Annotated in this window: 13 protein-coding genes, 1 pseudogene and 2 other annotated features; all 14 genes and pseudogenes read left to right on the top strand. The window is 27.7% G+C overall.

The window, feature by feature from the left end; all coding sequences use genetic code 11:
• The first annotated feature begins 516 nt into the window (after nucleotides 1-516).
• The 14 genes and pseudogenes from JJC01_12715 to JJC01_12650 all read left to right on the top strand — a co-directional run bounded on the left by JJC01_12715 (nucleotide 517) and on the right by JJC01_12650 (nucleotide 16625).
• The gene (locus JJC01_12715; protein ID UDN57035.1) at nucleotides 517-1356 is read left to right on the top strand and encodes a YihY/virulence factor BrkB family protein; all 840 of its coding nucleotides are present in this window, start codon (nucleotides 517-519) and stop codon (nucleotides 1354-1356) included.
• Between the two features lie 129 nt (nucleotides 1357-1485).
• On the top strand, nucleotides 1486-2106 hold the full coding sequence (gene dhaL, locus JJC01_12710) for a dihydroxyacetone kinase subunit L (GenBank protein ID UDN57034.1): 621 nt from the start codon (nucleotides 1486-1488) through the stop codon (nucleotides 2104-2106).
• Between the two features lie 55 nt (nucleotides 2107-2161).
• Nucleotides 2162-3163: a dihydroxyacetone kinase subunit DhaK gene (locus tag JJC01_12705; GenBank protein ID UDN57033.1), complete on the top strand. Its 1002-nt coding sequence runs from the start codon at nucleotides 2162-2164 to the stop codon at nucleotides 3161-3163.
• Nucleotides 3164-3186: 23 nt separating this feature from the next.
• Entirely contained in the window at nucleotides 3187-4071 is an 885-nt protein-coding gene (gene lsrF, locus JJC01_12700; protein UDN57032.1) for a 3-hydroxy-5-phosphonooxypentane-2,4-dione thiolase, read from the top strand.
• Between the two features lie 44 nt (nucleotides 4072-4115).
• Nucleotides 4116-4427, top strand: a complete 312-nt coding sequence (locus tag JJC01_12695) for a hypothetical protein (protein UDN57031.1) — start codon at nucleotides 4116-4118, stop codon at nucleotides 4425-4427.
• Between the two features lie 116 nt (nucleotides 4428-4543).
• Nucleotides 4544-5479, top strand: coding sequence for a transcriptional regulator (locus JJC01_12690; protein UDN57030.1), 936 nt, complete (start codon nucleotides 4544-4546; stop codon nucleotides 5477-5479).
• Nucleotides 5480-5606: 127 nt separating this feature from the next.
• Nucleotides 5607-7460, top strand: coding sequence for a PAS domain-containing protein (locus JJC01_12685; GenBank protein UDN57029.1), 1854 nt, complete (start codon nucleotides 5607-5609; stop codon nucleotides 7458-7460).
• An 80-nt stretch (nucleotides 7461-7540) separates the two neighbouring features.
• Nucleotides 7541-7781, top strand: a binding site (T-box leader).
• 69 nt (nucleotides 7782-7850) lie between these two features.
• Nucleotides 7851-8089, top strand: a binding site (T-box leader).
• A gap of 84 nt (nucleotides 8090-8173) precedes the next feature.
• Complete coding sequence (locus JJC01_12680) at nucleotides 8174-9391, top strand: homoserine dehydrogenase (GenBank protein ID UDN57028.1); 1218 nt, start codon at nucleotides 8174-8176, stop codon at nucleotides 9389-9391.
• Nucleotides 9392-9792: 401 nt separating this feature from the next.
• Nucleotides 9793-10110, top strand: a pseudogene (locus JJC01_12675) (hypothetical protein).
• A gap of 298 nt (nucleotides 10111-10408) precedes the next feature.
• Nucleotides 10409-11674, top strand: coding sequence for a histidinol dehydrogenase (hisD, locus tag JJC01_12670; GenBank protein UDN57027.1), 1266 nt, complete (start codon nucleotides 10409-10411; stop codon nucleotides 11672-11674).
• Between the two features lie 218 nt (nucleotides 11675-11892).
• Nucleotides 11893-12987: an ROK family protein gene (locus tag JJC01_12665; GenBank protein ID UDN57026.1), complete on the top strand. Its 1095-nt coding sequence runs from the start codon at nucleotides 11893-11895 to the stop codon at nucleotides 12985-12987.
• Between the two features lies 1 nt (nucleotide 12988).
• Entirely contained in the window at nucleotides 12989-13939 is a 951-nt protein-coding gene (locus JJC01_12660) for an N-acetylglucosamine kinase (GenBank protein UDN57025.1), read from the top strand.
• Nucleotides 13932-15116 (top strand): hypothetical protein, encoded by a 1185-nt coding sequence (locus tag JJC01_12655; protein ID UDN57024.1) that lies wholly within the window; start codon nucleotides 13932-13934, stop codon nucleotides 15114-15116. The genes JJC01_12660 and JJC01_12655 overlap by 8 nt, the downstream gene beginning before the upstream one ends.
• A 12-nt stretch (nucleotides 15117-15128) precedes the next feature.
• On the top strand, nucleotides 15129-16625 hold the full coding sequence (locus JJC01_12650; protein UDN57023.1) for a sugar ABC transporter ATP-binding protein: 1497 nt from the start codon (nucleotides 15129-15131) through the stop codon (nucleotides 16623-16625).
• Nucleotides 16626-16648 lie beyond the last annotated feature (23 nt).

The raw sequence follows: 16648 nt of genomic DNA, 5'->3' as shown, positions 1-16648 counted from the left end.
AATTATAGCAAATTTGCAACTTTACTTTTAATTATAATGTATTTTATTCAAAAGATAAACATTATAACCATAAATACTTAACTTTTATTACATATTTCTTAAATTATAAGCATAAGATTAATATTGATTTGATATAATCAATAATTGTTTAAGAAGAAAATATAATAAATTTAAAAGTTATCCTGCTAATACTAGTTTGTTTAATATTTTTATTTGTTGTTACTTTAAAAAACCTTTTTGTGTTGTCAATTCAATTAGAAAATACATCTCGAATTTTATCCTTTTAAATTAATACCACTAGAAGCTTGTATATAATCATAATTATAGTCCAATAATATATATTTAATTCAAGATTATACTTTTTATTTTCAGTGATTAAAAAATTAAAATATTAGTAGAATTATTATTTTCAGCTTTTATTTACTTTATTTTTGTTTAAATAATTATATTATGGTATGAATCTGAGTATAATTAATATTGTATAATGAAATTAATATTAGAGAAAAGGGGATATTTATGTTTGGGATAGATAAGAAATTAATTGAATATATAGTAGCAAAATCTAATTATAGTGAGTTAAGTTCAAAATCAGCAGAAGTATCTTTTTTCTTAATGTTGTCTATATTTCCTTTTTTAATATTTACAATAAGTTCTATAGCATATATACCAGTTCTTCATTTAAATAAATATATAGCCTTATTTAGAAACATGATGCCAGAGAGTGCTTTTGATGTATTATCTTCAATTATAGTTTCTGCAATAGACAATAGAAGTTTAAATTTTTTAGCTGTCAGTTTTGTACTTACGATGTGGACATCTTCAAGGGCAGTAAAAGCACTTATTAAAGGAATGAATAGAGCTTATAAAGTTAAAGAAACTAGGTCTTTTTTTAAAATCTTATCTATATCATTTTTATTTACGATTATGCTTTTGGTATTGATTTTTTTATCTATGATATTTTTGGTTTATGGAGAGAAGATAGGTTATTTTATTTTTAACTTTATAGGATTAGATGAGATATTCATAAAAATATGGGATATTCTAAGATACACTGTAGGTATTGCAACAATAATAGTAATATTTACATTTTTGTATAAGTATACACCTAATAAGAGTTTGACTATGAAAGAATCTGCTCCAGGTGCTATTTTTGCTACGTTTGCTTGGTTTGTAGTATCATTTTTCTATTCTTATTATACAAACTATTATGCTAACTATGAAGTAATCTATGGAAGCATAGCTGAAATAATTGTACTTATGACATGGATATATTTTAGTAGTTGGGTTATTGTTGTAGGTTATGAATTAAATTCAAGATTGTATTTTAGAAAGATAAGAAATGAAATGTTAAAGTAAAATATTAAAATAAAAATTGGTATTTGATATTGCAAATGTAAATTTTGTAAAAACGCTTTCTAAAAATAATTTACATTTGTTATTACATATGATAATATTGAGTTAAGATATTGGTAAGGAGATGATTCAATGTTGTCAACAGTTACATGGAGAAAAATGCTAATAAGTGCAGCAGAAATATTAAAAGAAAATAAGATATATTTATGTGAATTAGATGGTATAGTTGGAGATGGTGACCATGGAGTTACTATAGACAGAATAGCTGATTGTATGAGAAAAAGGGCTCTAGAAGAGCATGATGATGATAGTATAAAATCAATTAATGAAGATTTGAGTACTTTATGTATGAATGTAAATGGAGGGTCAGCAGGACCTTTATGGGGAACTATATTTGAGGGAATGGCTGAAGGAATAGAAGATAAAAAAGAACTTAAAATAGAAGAAGTAAAAGATATGTTTATTGAAGCAAGAGAAAATTTATCTCTTATTTCTACTGCTAAAGTAGGTCAAAAAACACTAGTAGATGCATTATACCCAGCAATAGATGCTATGCATACTATTGAAAGTGACAACATAAAAGATGTTTTTAAAGTGGGTTATGAGAAAGCAGTAGAAGGCGCAGAAAGCACTAAAACTTACATAGCAAAATTTGGACGAGCAAAAAGTATAGGGGAAAGAAGTTTAGGGCATATGGACCCAGGCGCTGTTTCTATATCATTAATGTTTAAAGGTTTATATGACGCATTATAAAAGAGATTAACACAGCAATTAATCAATATAACAAATTTAATAGGGGGAATTTATCATGTCAATGAAAAAATTTATTAACCAACCAGAAGATTTAACTAGAGAAGTTTTAGAAGGTTTAGAACTTTCAAATTCGGAGTTACTAAGAGTTACAGATTCAAATTTAGTAATAAACAAAAAGTTGGAAGAAGAAGACAGAGTAACAATAGTTACTTTAGGAGGAGCAGGTCATGAACCAGCTTTGAGTGGATTTGTTGGAGATGGAATGGTTGATATAGCTGTAGTCGGAGATGTATTTGCCGCTCCAGGACCAAATTCTTGTTTAGAGGCTATAAAGATGGCAGACAAAGGGAAAGGTGTATTATTTGTAGTTCTTAATCATGCAGGAGATATGTTGACAGGAAACCTTGTTATGAAACAAGTTAAAAAAGAAGGATTAAATGTTAGAAAAGTTGTTACTCAAGAAGATATAGCAAATGCACCGAGAGAAAATAGTGATGATAGAAGAGGATTGGTTGGATGTATACCTTTATATAAAATAGCTGCAGGGGCTGCTAAAGAAGGAAAATCTTTAGATGAAGTTGCAGAAATAGCACAAAAATTTGCTGATAATATGGCAACTATAGCTGTTGCATGTAAAGGAGCAACTCATCCATCTACAGGTATGGTAATTTCTGAACTTGGAGAAAATGAGATGGAAATAGGAATGGGGCAACATGGAGAAGGTGGAGGTGGACGTATGGAAATGAAGTCTGCTGATGAAACTGCTGGAATAATGACACAAGCTTTAATAAAGGATTTGAATATCGAAGATGGTGAAAAAGTAATGTTAGTAGTTAATGGTTCAGGAGCTACTACTTTAATGGAAATGTTAATAGTTTATAGAAAGTGCCATAGAATATTACAAGAAAAAAATATAGAAATAGTTTCAAATTGTGTTGGAGAACTTTTGACTACTCAAGAAACAGCTGGATTCCAACTATTTATAGCTAGAATGGATGATGAATTATTGAGATACTTCAATTCACCATGTAATACGCCTTACTTTAAAAAAAATTAGACTAAATTAAAGGGAGATAAAAAATGGCAGATAAAGATGGAATAATATTACCAAAAGATTATGGAATAGGGATAAAACCACCTCAACAAAGTTTTTATTTAAAAGGAATGGACAATGTAGATTGGGGAATGAAAAATAGATTATCAAAGATATTTAATCCTAAAACAGGAAAATCATTGATGTTAGCTTTTGACCATGGATATATAATGGGTCCTACTCAAGGATTAGAAAGATTAGACCTTTCAATACCTGAACTTATAGAAGATGCAGATTGTCTTATGGCTACAAGGGGAGCTTTAAGAACGTGTATAAATCCCACTCAAGATAAAGCTATAGCACTTAGATGTTCGGCTGGTAGTTCCGTACTCAGAGAGGATATGAGTAGGGAGGTTATAGGAGTTGATATAGAAGATGCTATAAGAATGAATGCATCATGCCTAGCTATACAGACGTTTATGGGGGCTGAAGGTGAGTGTAAGGCTATAGAAAATTTAGTCAAAACAATAGATATGGGAAATAGATATTCAATACCAGTTTTGGGTGTCGTTGCAGTAGGTAAAGAGATGGAAAGAACTGCAAAATATTTTCTATTAGCCACTAGGATGTTAGCTGAATTTGGAGCAAGTATAGTAAAGACTTATTATTGTGAGGATTTTGAGAAAATAACATCTGCTTGTCCAGTTCCAATAGTTATAGCAGGAGGGAAAAAAGTTCCAGAAAAAGAAGCGTTAGAAATGGCTTATAGAGCTATAAATGAAGGAGCAGCAGGAGTTGATATGGGAAGAAATGTATTCCAATCAGAAAATCCAAAAGCTATGATAAAGGCAATAAAGGCTGTAGTTCATGAAAACAATACTCCAGAACAAGCATACAAGTTATTTGAAGAATTAAAAGAAGAGTATAAGTAGTATAAGTTTAATATATAGGTTTTAATATAATTGGAGGGGAATTTATGGAATTTGTACATATAGGTGTTATAACAGATAAGCCACAAGAGCATGAAGAGTTTAATGAAGAATTGAAGGTGTATATAACAGACCCAAAATACACAGATTTCAAATATGAATATTTAAGATTTGTTGAAGGAAGTCCACTTCCAGAAATAATGCAAAAAAATCCTCATGTTGCATATAAAGTAAAAAATATGGACAAATATCTGAGTGAGAATGAAGTAATTGTAGAACCTTTTAAAGTAGGAGATAACTTAAAATGTGCATTTATAATTAATGGTGGTTTTATAATTGAATTAATGCAAGAATGTTAATAATTAAGCTAAAAAGCCCAGAATTTTTCTGGGCTTTTTAAATTTTTTATACAACTTGACAAATTTTATCTAATGAGATAATTTTATCTTAGAATTAGCTTTGAAAGGATGAAAATATGACTATTGAAAACGAAATGTTGAAATTAGTAGAAGTATCAAAAATGTATTATGAAGATAATAAAACTCAAGCAGAGATTGCAAAAATTTTAGGAGTATCAAGACCATTGATAAGTAAAATGTTAAATAAAGCAAAAGAAATTGGAATAGTAAAGATAGAGATTAGGGAACTATTTTCTAGTAATGATTTGCTGATGAATCAGATGAAAGAGATATTTAACATTAGAGGTGGACTAATAGTACCAGAAGCTAAAACCGAATATATAACTCAACAAACTATACTAAGTCATGGAATAAAATATATAAAAGAAGAATTACCTAAGGTTAGTAATGTCGGTATAGGATGGGGATATACTATAGGTAATATAATAGAAGAAATACAAAAGAGTGAGGATACTTTTACTTTTAAAGGAGAAGTATATCCATTGGTTGGAATGGCTAACATACCAAATAAAGGATATCACCCTAATGAATTAATATCTGTATTTTCAAATAGTACAGGATTTAGTCCTGTATTTTTATATGCGCCTGCATTTCCAACTAGTAGTGAAGAGCGAAATATCTATTTGAAAACTGAAAATTATCAGAGTATGGAGAAAAAATGGGATAATATAGATACAATAATTTTATCTGTTGATAATTATCCTCAGGTTCCAGACCAAGCTACTGCGATTAGATTTGGAAAGAAGCTTACAAAAGAAAAAGCAATAGGTTCCTTTTTATCTTATTATTTTAATAAAGATGGAGAAATAATTAAAAGTGATAGTGATTATGTCATACAAATACCTCTTGAAAAATTAAAAAAGGCAAAAAAAGTAATAGCTATATGTTCAGATTCTAGTATAGATTCAATAACAGGTGCACTGAAGACTGGATACATAACACATGTCATTACCGATGAAAAAAAAGCGACACAAATAATTATAAACAAATAATAAATTACATAAAATTAAATTTATTTGAAAATATTTGTTATGAAATATGTTATAATTAATAGAAAAATGTCATATAATTACTTAAGAAGTATTATTATAAATAACATTGAGAGGTCGTGGTTAGGATATGGATATCCATAATAAATATGTGAATTTTATAAAAAATATACCTGTGCCTTTTTTATACTGTAAGATTATAAGAGAACATGAAGATATAGAATATAGAGTGGAATATATAAGTAAAGGTATGAGTCAAGTATTGAAACTAGAAGAGGGAATTTGTGATAAAGATATATTAGATGTATTACCTATATTTAGAGCAAAAAAATATTCTAAAGAGTTGTTCTCAGATAATATAGATTGTATAAAAAGATATATTCCAGCACTTAAAAATTGGATAAACATAAGAAAACAAATAGTTGGAGATTCGTACGTAGTTTTGTATTTTAGTAAAATAGTATTCGATTATAGACAGATAATCGATTCATTTGATAAAAAAGAAAAATTAGCTTATGTTAAAGATGAAGAAGGAATATATATAGATTGTAGTGAAAATTTAATATCAATATTAAATAACAAAATTAAAACTACAAAAGATATATTTGGAAAAAACGATATAGAAGTATGGGGAGAACGAACTGGAAAATTATTTAGAGATGACTATTTAGAAGGAATATCTAGTAAAAAAAGATTTTTACAAAAACTATTTGAATACGAAGAAACATTTTTTATGGTTGAAAAATATTTCTTATATGATGAAAGTGAACTTTTAGGTACTATAGGAATAATAGATAATATAATATACAGTGGATATAATAATAAAAACTATGATTCAAAAAACTTAATGAAGATGATTGAACATTCAATACCAGAGAATATGTTTTATAAAGATGTATATGGAAATTATATTGGATTTAATTCAGGATTTTTGAATCTAGCATGTATGAATAAAGAAGAATTACTAGGTAAGAATAGTCATAAATTATCAACAGAAGAATCTCTTATAGACAAGATATGTAAAAGTGATAAGGATGTAGTTGAAAATAAAAAGATTGTTACATTTGAATCAAATATGACTATACATAACGAAAATAAATGTATTGAGATTACAAAAAGACCATATTTTGATAGTTATGGTAGTGTCATTGGAATAATTGGTACAGCAAGAGATATAAGTAGAAGAAAAAAACTAGAAGAAGAGATGGATAAAAATAGAATGGAGTTTTTTGCAAATCTATCTCATGAACTTAGAACTCCTATAAATTTAATATCATCTTCATTACAAGTAATAGAAAAGAAAGAGGCAGACTTAATAGAATCAAATGATACTCTAAAAAGAAATCTAGGTATAGTAAAACAAAATGGAAATAGAATATTGAGATTAGTAAATAATGTTATAGATTTTACAAAAATGCAGTCGGGATATTTGGATTTTAAGCCAAAAGAGTCTGATATAATATCATTTGTGGAAGAGATATGTATGTCTGTAGCTGATTTTGCAAGTCAAAATAATATACAACTTACATTTGATACAGAAATAGAGGAATTTTCAATGTTATTTGATTCAGAAAAATTGGAAAGAATAATATTGAATTTACTTTCTAATGGAATTAAGTACAACAAAGAAAATGGGAAAATAAATATATTTTTATATGTGAAAGATAATATGTTTGAAATGAAAATATCTGATAGTGGTATAGGTATACCAAAAGAAAAAATAGATAAAATATTTAATAGGTTTGAACAAATTGACAATGAACTTTCTTATAGAGTTAAAGGCAGTGGAATTGGGCTTTCATTAGTGAAATCTTTAGTTGAATTACATGATGGTAGTATATCTTTAAAAAGTCAACTTGGTGTTGGAAGTGAATTTATTGTCTCGTTGCCAGTTAGAAGCAATAATAGTGAAAAATGCAATTATAAAAGAGAGCTCAGTAGTGAGCTAAGTAAAAAATTAGAAATAGAATTTTCGGATTTATAGATTAAGTATAAAAAATAAAATTAAAAAAACTATTGACAATTTATTTGTAAGGGTTTAAAATAAATTACAATATAATAAATAAAAAAGCGATGAATAGGAAGAGTAAATCTAATTCGATTATCAGAGAGAAAAGTCCATTGGCTGAAAGACTTTTTAAATTAGAGAGATTGAAAACTACCTAGGAGCTACTTTCTGAAGTTATCTATATTAATAGATTTTAGTAAGAATAGTCGTTAACTACGTTAAAGTTTAAAGTGGGTTTTCATAAAAAATGAAAACTAAATTAGGTGGAACCGCGGGAATTATACTCTCGTCCTTATATTATAAGGATGGGAGTTTTTTGTTATTTAAAATATTATTTGAAAGTATAAAAAGGAATTATAAAAAATTATAAAAGCGATGAATAGGAAGAGTAAATCTAATTCGATTATCAGAGAGAAAAGTCCATTGGCTGAAAGACTTTTTAAATTAGAGGGATTGAAAACTACCTAGGAGCTGTTATCTGAAGTTACTCTAAAAAGAGTTTTAGTAAGATTAACCGTTAACTGCGTTAAAGTACAAAGTGGATTTTGTCAATAATTGACAAAAATCAAATTGGGTGGAACCGCGAGTATAGACTCGTCCCTTTATATAGGGATGGGTCTATTTTTATTACAATAAAAGATTGAAAATTAAAAAAAATCGGAAAATTATAAATTTAGGAGGAAAATAAAATGCAAAATAAAGTGAAAATTGGAGTACTAGGATATGGAACTGTAGGAAGTGGACTTATAGATATAATAGATAATAATAAAGAGAAAAGAAATATAGAAATAGTTGGAATATTAGTTAATAATTTAGAAAAGCATAAAGAAAAAAAATACTCTAATATAATAACTAATAATATAGATGACATATTTGAGAAAGATATAGATATATTAGTTGAAGTTATGGGTGGTTTAGAACCAACACTATCTTATATAAAAAAAGCATTAAATAATAAAATTCATGTTGTTACAGCAAATAAAGATTTACTAGCTGAATGTGGAGATGAACTTGCAAAATTAGCTAGTGAAAATAAAGTAAGTATTAAATTTGAAGCTTCAGTTGCTGGAGGGATACCAGTATTAAAGCCAATAATAGAATCATTAGAAGGAAATAATATAGACAGCATAAATGCTATTTTAAATGGAACTACTAACTTTATATTATCTAAAATGTATGATGAGGATTTGTCTTATGACATGGCATTAAAACAAGCTCAAGAATTAGGTTTTGCTGAAGCAAACCCAGAGTCAGATGTATTAGGATATGATGCTGCTAGAAAGCTATCAATATTGTCAACTCTAGCTTATGATAATAGAGTATACTGGAAAGATGTGTATCTAGAAGGAATTACAGATATAGATGAAAAAGACATAGAATATGCTAAAAAACTAAATTGTAAAATAAAATTAATTGGGCAAAGTAAATATGAAAATGATAAAGTAAGTGCATTTGTTAGACCTGTTTTAGTGGAAAAAGATAACATACTTGCTAGAATAGACAATGAGTTTAATGCTGTCATAGTAAATGGAGATTCAGTAGGAGAAGTTTCTTTTGTAGGTAAGGGAGCTGGAAGTCTAGCAACAGGAAGTGCAGTTTACTCAGATGTTATTGATATAATAGATAACAGAGTTTCTAGTATAGATTCTTTTACTAAAGATAGAATACAAGTAAATAAAATAGTTAGAGAAAAATGTGGAGCACTTCTTAGATTTAAAAAATGTAATAAAGATGAAATATTGAATATAGTTGGAAATTGCTTAGTAAACTATGATATTTTAAATGATGATGATGAGCTTGCTATTATGGTTTATGCTGACTCTGAGTATGAAATAAATAACAGTTTATGTCTAATAAAAGACAAAGGATATTGTGAAAAAATGAATAAAATGTTGAAAATAAGCTAAAAAGAAAAGAATATAGGTTTCTATGTAACATATTTTGGAAATTTTAATACTATATAGTATGAGATGAAACAAAACATCTCATAAAAAATTAAAATTAAAAGGAGATATGCTATATGGGAAATAATAAATGTTCAGGAGATTGGTATAGAAGAAGTTATTCTACATCAAGATGGTTCCAAGATGATAATAATTCATGGGATAGAGACAGAGATAGAGACAGAGATAGAGATTGTGACAGAGATAGAGACAGAGATAGAGATTGTGACAGAGATAGAGACAGAGATAGAGATTGTGACAGAGATTGTGACAGAGACAGAGATTGTGACAGAGACAGAGACAGAGATTGTGACAGAGACAGAGACAGAGATTGTGACAGAGATAGAGACAGAGATAGAGATAGAGATAGAGATAGAGATAGAAATAGAAATTGTGATAGATTTAGAAGAGAAGCAGAAAAAAGAGAAAGAGAAGCAAGAGAAGCATTCTGTGAAGCTGAAGAAAGAGGAAGAGAAGCAAGAAAATTTGAAAATGAAGCTAGAAAAATGTGGGAAAAAGCAGAAAAATCTTGGAATGAACACTCAGCTTATAATTATCAAGGTATAGAATCTCTAGAAGAGTCTAGAAGATTCTTTGACGAAGGTATGGAATGTGAAGCTAGAAGAAATGGAAACAACCATAATAACCATGATTGTGATAGATGTAGATGTCATAAGTGTAATTGTGACAGATGCAAATGTGACAAATGCAACAAATGCAAATGTGATAGATGTAATTGCAATTGCTGTAGAAGATAAAAAATTTCATTGACAAATTAATAGTTAAAATATATCATATTATGTATAATAAAGAGAAAATTCAGAAAGATTAACTGAAATATAGTATAGTTATTAGACAAATAGTGCTCAGTCAGTGAGGTGAGTACAATATGATTAAACTCCTATCCTCTAGTTATTGATAGAGGGTGGGAGTTTTTATTTATTGCTAGAATGATAACATTATAAAACTAGGAGGGAAAAGATGAAGATTATAAAAAAATCAAATATAAAAGAAAAGGTAGATGAAAAAATACTAAGAGAACAAGTAAGTTCTATAATAGAAGATATAAGAAATAATAAAGAGACTGCGTTGAAAAAATATAATGAAATGTTTGATAAAAACACAAGAGATGAATTCAGAGTTACTGAAGAAGAAATAAAAGAAGCCTATAAACATGTAGATGAGGAGTTTATAAACAATTTGAAAATTGCTGCTAAAAATATAAGCGAATTTGCAAAAGCCCAAAAGGCTAGTTTCGAAAATTCTTTTGAAAAGGAAATCTATCCAGGCGTTATTTTAGGTCAAACTAATATTCCTATAGAGTCATGCCTTGCATATGTTCCAGGTGGACAATATCCTTTATTTTCAACAGCTCTTATGCTTATAATACCTGCAAAAATTGCAGGAGTAAAAAGAATAGTGGCATGTTCACCAACTATGAAAAACACTAAAAATATAAATCCTAAAACATTAGTAGCTATGGATATAGCAGGAGCTGATGAAATATATGCAACTGGAGGAGTTCAAGCTATAGCAGCATTTACATATGGTACAGAAAAGGTTAAACCTGTTGATATAATTGTAGGACCAGGAAATAAGTTTGTAACAGAAGCTAAAAGACAATGTTATGGGCAAGTCGGAATTGATTTTGTAGCTGGTCCAAGTGAAGTTCTTATAATAGCTGATGAAACTTCAAATCCAGTCTATATTGCAGCTGACTTGTTGGCACAATGTGAGCATGATTTAAATGCAAGAGGTATATTATTAACTGATAGTTTAGAAATAGCACAAGAGGTTGAAAAAAATATGAAAATCATGTTAGAAGATTTACCAACAAAAGATATTGCATATAATTCATGGAAAAATAATGGTGAAATAATACTGGTTGATGATATAGATGAAGCAATAAAAATAAGTAATTTTTATGCACCAGAACACTTAGAAATAGCAGTAAATAAATATGAAGAAATTTGTGATAAATTAACTAACTATGGCTCATTGTTTATTGGAAACTTATCTGCTGAGGTATTTGGTGATTATGTTTCAGGTACAAATCATACACTACCAACATTAAAAGCATCAAGATATACTGGTGGTGTTTGGGTTGGTACTTTTATAAAAACTTGTACAAAGCAAATATTAAATGAAAAAGCTATAAAAGTGTTAGCCCCTGTTGCAGAGAAGCTAGCAAAAGAAGAGGGATTATATGCACATGCAAAGGCAGCAGAAGTTAGATTTAAGAAGTAGATAAAGAGAGTTTTAATTGTTATAAAAATGTATACTGCAATAAAAAATAAAATTTTAGAAACAATTATTTATATTATAGTTGAGAATTTAAAAGAAATAAATTTAGAAATAACCTATTTTAAATTTATTTCTTTTTTATTGGAATAATATTGACAAATTTAACCTGTAACTATTATACTAAACTTAATAAATAAAGTTTATAAAGTAAGGTGTTGTTTATGAAAAATATAGTTGGAAAGCCACAAACGATAAAAAAAGTAAATGAAGACTTAATAAAAAATATTATAAAAAATGATGGACCTATAACAAAGCCAGAAATTTCAAGCATTACTGAATTGAGTTTAGCAACAGTTAATAAAATTGTAGAACAATTAGCTTTGAAAAATGAAGTGAAAGTAAGTGGATTAAATGAATCTACTGGAGGAAGAAGAGCTCAACTATTTGAAATAAATGCAGACTTAGAACATATAATAGCCTTGTATTATTATAGAAACAGCTGTATAGGAGTAGTTGCAAATTTATTAGGTGAAATAACTTATCAAGAAGAGTTCAATATAAGAATGGATACATATGAAAACGTTAACCAGGATACTTTTTTTGTTATAGATACTTTGATTGAAAAAGTAAGGGGAAACAATATAAGAGCGATTGGAATTGGTGTTCCAGGAGTTGTAAAAAAAGGTGTAGTCAAAAACATTCCAACAATAAAAAGTTGGGAAGGTATAGATTTAGAAAATTTAATAAAGAGTAAATATAACACTAAAGTATTTATAGAAAATGATACAAATATTACCACTATTGGAATTTATCAAAAACAGTACAAAGACGAATATAAAAATATGGCACTTATGTATTTAGATGATGGTATTGGCTCAGGTATAGTTATAAATGGTGAATTATATCTAGGTTCTACAAATTTTGCTGGTGAACTAAGCTATCTAAATATAGAGTTTAGCAAGTATAACTATGATAACTTAAATATTGAAGATTACATTATGAGTTTAAGAAAAAGATATTTAAAGAGCAAAGATAATAAATTTAAGAAAGAAATTTTATCTATAATATCAAATTTTGTAAGGACTCTTGTTTGTGTTTTAAATCCAGAAGCTATGATTATACAATGCAATATATTAACTAAAAGTGACATGGAATTTATAGAAGAAGATGTAAATAAAAGTGTTGGAGGAGAAAATTTCCCTAGACTAATAAAAGTGGAGTCATTGAGAGAGGGAAGTATAAATGGGGTAATTAGTATGTGTTTAAAAGAAACTGACTACCAATATTCCCTATCTAATAAAAAAGGAGGATATTAATGTGAAATATTTGATTTCAATAGATGGAGGGGGAACAAAAACAAAATTTTGTGTAAGTGATTTAGATGGAAATATACTTAAAGAACATACTACTGGTTCAACTAATTATAAGTCAGTTGGAGTTCAAAAAACATATGAAAATATTAATAATGGATTTGAGAAAATATTAAAAGATTTACATATTGACTATAACGATATTGAGTACACTGTATTTGGTATATCTGGATGTGATTCTCCAAATGATTATAATATTATAATGGATGAAATATTAAAAGTTGGGTTTAACAAAGAAAAAATATATTTAGTAAATGATGCAGTTTTAGCCTTTTATGCGCAAACTGATGCTCCTGGCTTAGTAATTGTAGCTGGTACAGGTTCAATTGTATTAGGAATTAGGGAAGATGGAGACATATATAGAGTTGGTGGATGGGGATATAATTTTAGCGATTTGGGTTCTGGATATGATATAGGAAGAAAAGTACTAAAGAAAGTTTTACTTTATTGTGATGAGTGCCATGAATATAGTGATTTATTTGATTGTGTTTTAGATTTCTTTAATGCAGATAGCTTTAAGAAACTTACATATATGATTACTGAAATAAATAACAATGTTGAAATAGCAAACTTAGCTTCATTAGTGATTGATTGTGCTAAACGAGGTGATAAATTAGCTATTGAAATACTGAGAGAGTCATCGATTGAACTGTCCAAATTAGCTCAAGTAATATTAAGTAAAATATTTAATTCAATGAAAAACAATAAAAGTGAAATAGATATAGTTTTATCTGGTGGTACATTAAACAAAACTATATATGCTCAAATGTTAATGGACAACTTAAGGGAAGAAAATACAGATAAAAAGTTAAAATTTATACTTCAAGAAAATCAGCCAGTATATGGAGGGATAAGACTTGCTATGGCGTTAGCTAATAGGAGGGTCAAACATGGATAGGAAAAAAATAGTTGTACAAATCTTTACAGGTGGATTCAAAAATAAAGAAATAAAATTTAATGATATAAAATGTAAGCTATTAGAATTAATGGAATGTATTGATGTAGAAAAAGTCATTATGGGTTGGAGTGTAGACAAAGAACTATATGTAAAAACTAAAAAACTTTTAAAAAAATATAATGTTGAATTATATCTTTGGTTCCCATGTTTTTCGGAAGTAGGATTACTTGAAAAAAGTAATCTATTAGTTGATTATACTGGAAAAGAAGTTAAAGGATATGCATTACAAGAAGATGAAAACTTTGAATTTTATTGTCCAAATAATAAGGGAAATATAGAAAACATAAAGAAAATATATAGTACTTATTTTAGTGAAATTGAGTTTGATGGAATTTTTTTAGATAAGATAAGGTATGGCTCTTTTTCTAATAAATTAAATGGTGTTTTTAATTGTTTTTGTAAAGATTGTTTAGATATATATGAAAAAGATAATATTGATAAAAGGTCATTAATGATAGAAATGGATAATGTATCTAATGAAGTTATAGTTAGTGAAGATACTCCATTTGGTATAACAGAATACATTAATGGAAAATACAAATTTAAAAATAAAATATGGGAAGATTTTTTTGAAATGAAAAGTCAAAATATATATAACGCACTAGTGGATATAAGTAGTTATTTTAAAAGTAAAGGATTGAAAATAGGGATAGACACTTTTTCCCCTTTTATCTCTTACTTTGTAGGTCAAGATTTAGAAAAATTACAAGAAGTAGCAGATTTTATAAAACCAATGATGTATAGAATTACTAAAGCTCCAGCAGGTTTGCCATTTGAATTTGAAAGATTAATTGATGAATCAGTACATGAAAATAAAGAGATTGCAAAAAGAAATTTATTAGATATTTTAGGAATTAGAGAGTATGAAGGAGATATATATCCTATAAAATTTGTGCTAGAGGAAATCGATTTTATAACAAAAAATCTTATCAAAGATATATATGTAGGTATTGAAATAAATAAAAAAGAAATTATAGCTCCTGTTACACCTAAATATATAAGTGAAAATATTTCAAACATAAATAAGACAACAGTAAAAGGGTATGTACTATCTTGGGATTTGTTATCAGCACCAAAAGAAAATATTGATGAAGTTATAAATTGGTTTAGGAATTAGTGAGGTGATATAGTGAGTAAGATACTAAAAATGCAACAAATATACAAAAGTTTTGGAAAGGTAGACGTTTTAAATGGTATAGATTTTGAACTAGAAAAAGGAGAAGTAAGAGCCCTTTTAGGAGCTAATGGAGCAGGAAAATCTACACTTATTAAGATTCTAGGAGGAGTCCATTCTCAAACTAAAGGTAAAGTGATTTTAGCTGGCAATGAAATAATGTTTAAAAACCCACATCATTCTAAAGAAAATGGTATTAGTATAATTTATCAAGAATTAAGTTTAATACCAACTCTTACAGTTATTGAAAATATTTTTTTAGGTAGAGAGACTTTAAAAGGAATTGTGTTTTTAAATAAGAAAGATATGCTAGAAGAATACATGAAAATTTGTGAAGATTTTGACTTTAATATAGACCCACATGTAGTAGTGTCTAATTTGAGTGTAGCAAATCAACAAATGGTTGAGATAATGAAAGCAGTTTCATGTAATTCTGAAATCATCATAATGGATGAACCTACAACATCACTTACTAATAATGAAAAAGAAGGATTATTTAAAATAATAAACAGATTGAAATCTAAAGGTAAGACTATAGTTTACATTTCTCATATACTAGAGGAAGTTTTTAAAATATGTGATAGTGCAAGTATAATGAAAAATGGAACTATGATTGGAACTTATGATGTAAAAGATTTAACTAAATTAAAAATAACTCAACTTATGACAGGAAATGATAATCACAAACTTATTGAGAAGAAGGATTATACATTTGCAAAATATGAAGAAGCTCCTGTATTAGATGTTAAGAATGTAAGTTGGTCTAATAAAATAAAAAATGTTTCATTTAAAGTTTATAGAGGTGAAGTTGTAGGTCTTGCAGGTCTTGTGGGTTCAAGAAGAACTGAAATTATAAATTTAATATTTGGGATAGATAATAAAGATAGTGGAGATATATTTATTAATGGTAAAAATGTAGATATAACTTCTCCTAAAGTTGCTATAAAAAATAAAATAGGGTTAATCCCTGAAGATAGAAAAAATCTTGGGCTAATTTTGGAACAAGCTATATATACTAATTCGGCATCAGTACAAATTGATAAATTTAAGAAATTCTTGTTTATAGATAAAAATAGAGAAATTGAGTTTTCTAAAAAGGGTGTCAAGGAACTAGGAATAAAAGTTAGTGATGTAAAACAAGAAGTAAAAGAACTTAGTGGTGGAAATCAACAAAAAGTAGTAGTCTCTAAATGGTTAGACAAAGACTTAGATTTAATAATATATGACGAACCAACAAAGGGAATAGATATTGCTGCAAAAGAAGATATTTTTAATACAATAAAAGAATTTTCAAGTAAAGGGATAGGAGTAATCTTTATATCTTCTGATTTGGAAGAAGTAATAAGAGTAAGTGATAGAATTTTAGTGACAAGAGAAGGTTCTATTGTGGATGATTTAAAAAATGAGAATATAAAAGTTCAAGATATAATGAACAGTATATTTAATGTATAAAAGAAATGAAAATGGAGGACTGA

Origin of the sequence: Clostridioides sp. ES-S-0010-02 (assembly GCA_020641055.1) — a bacterium.
Lineage (GTDB): Bacteria > Bacillota > Clostridia > Peptostreptococcales > Peptostreptococcaceae > Clostridioides.
Note: the sequence above shows the minus strand (reverse complement) of the source record. Positions and strands in the feature narration are given on the sequence as shown.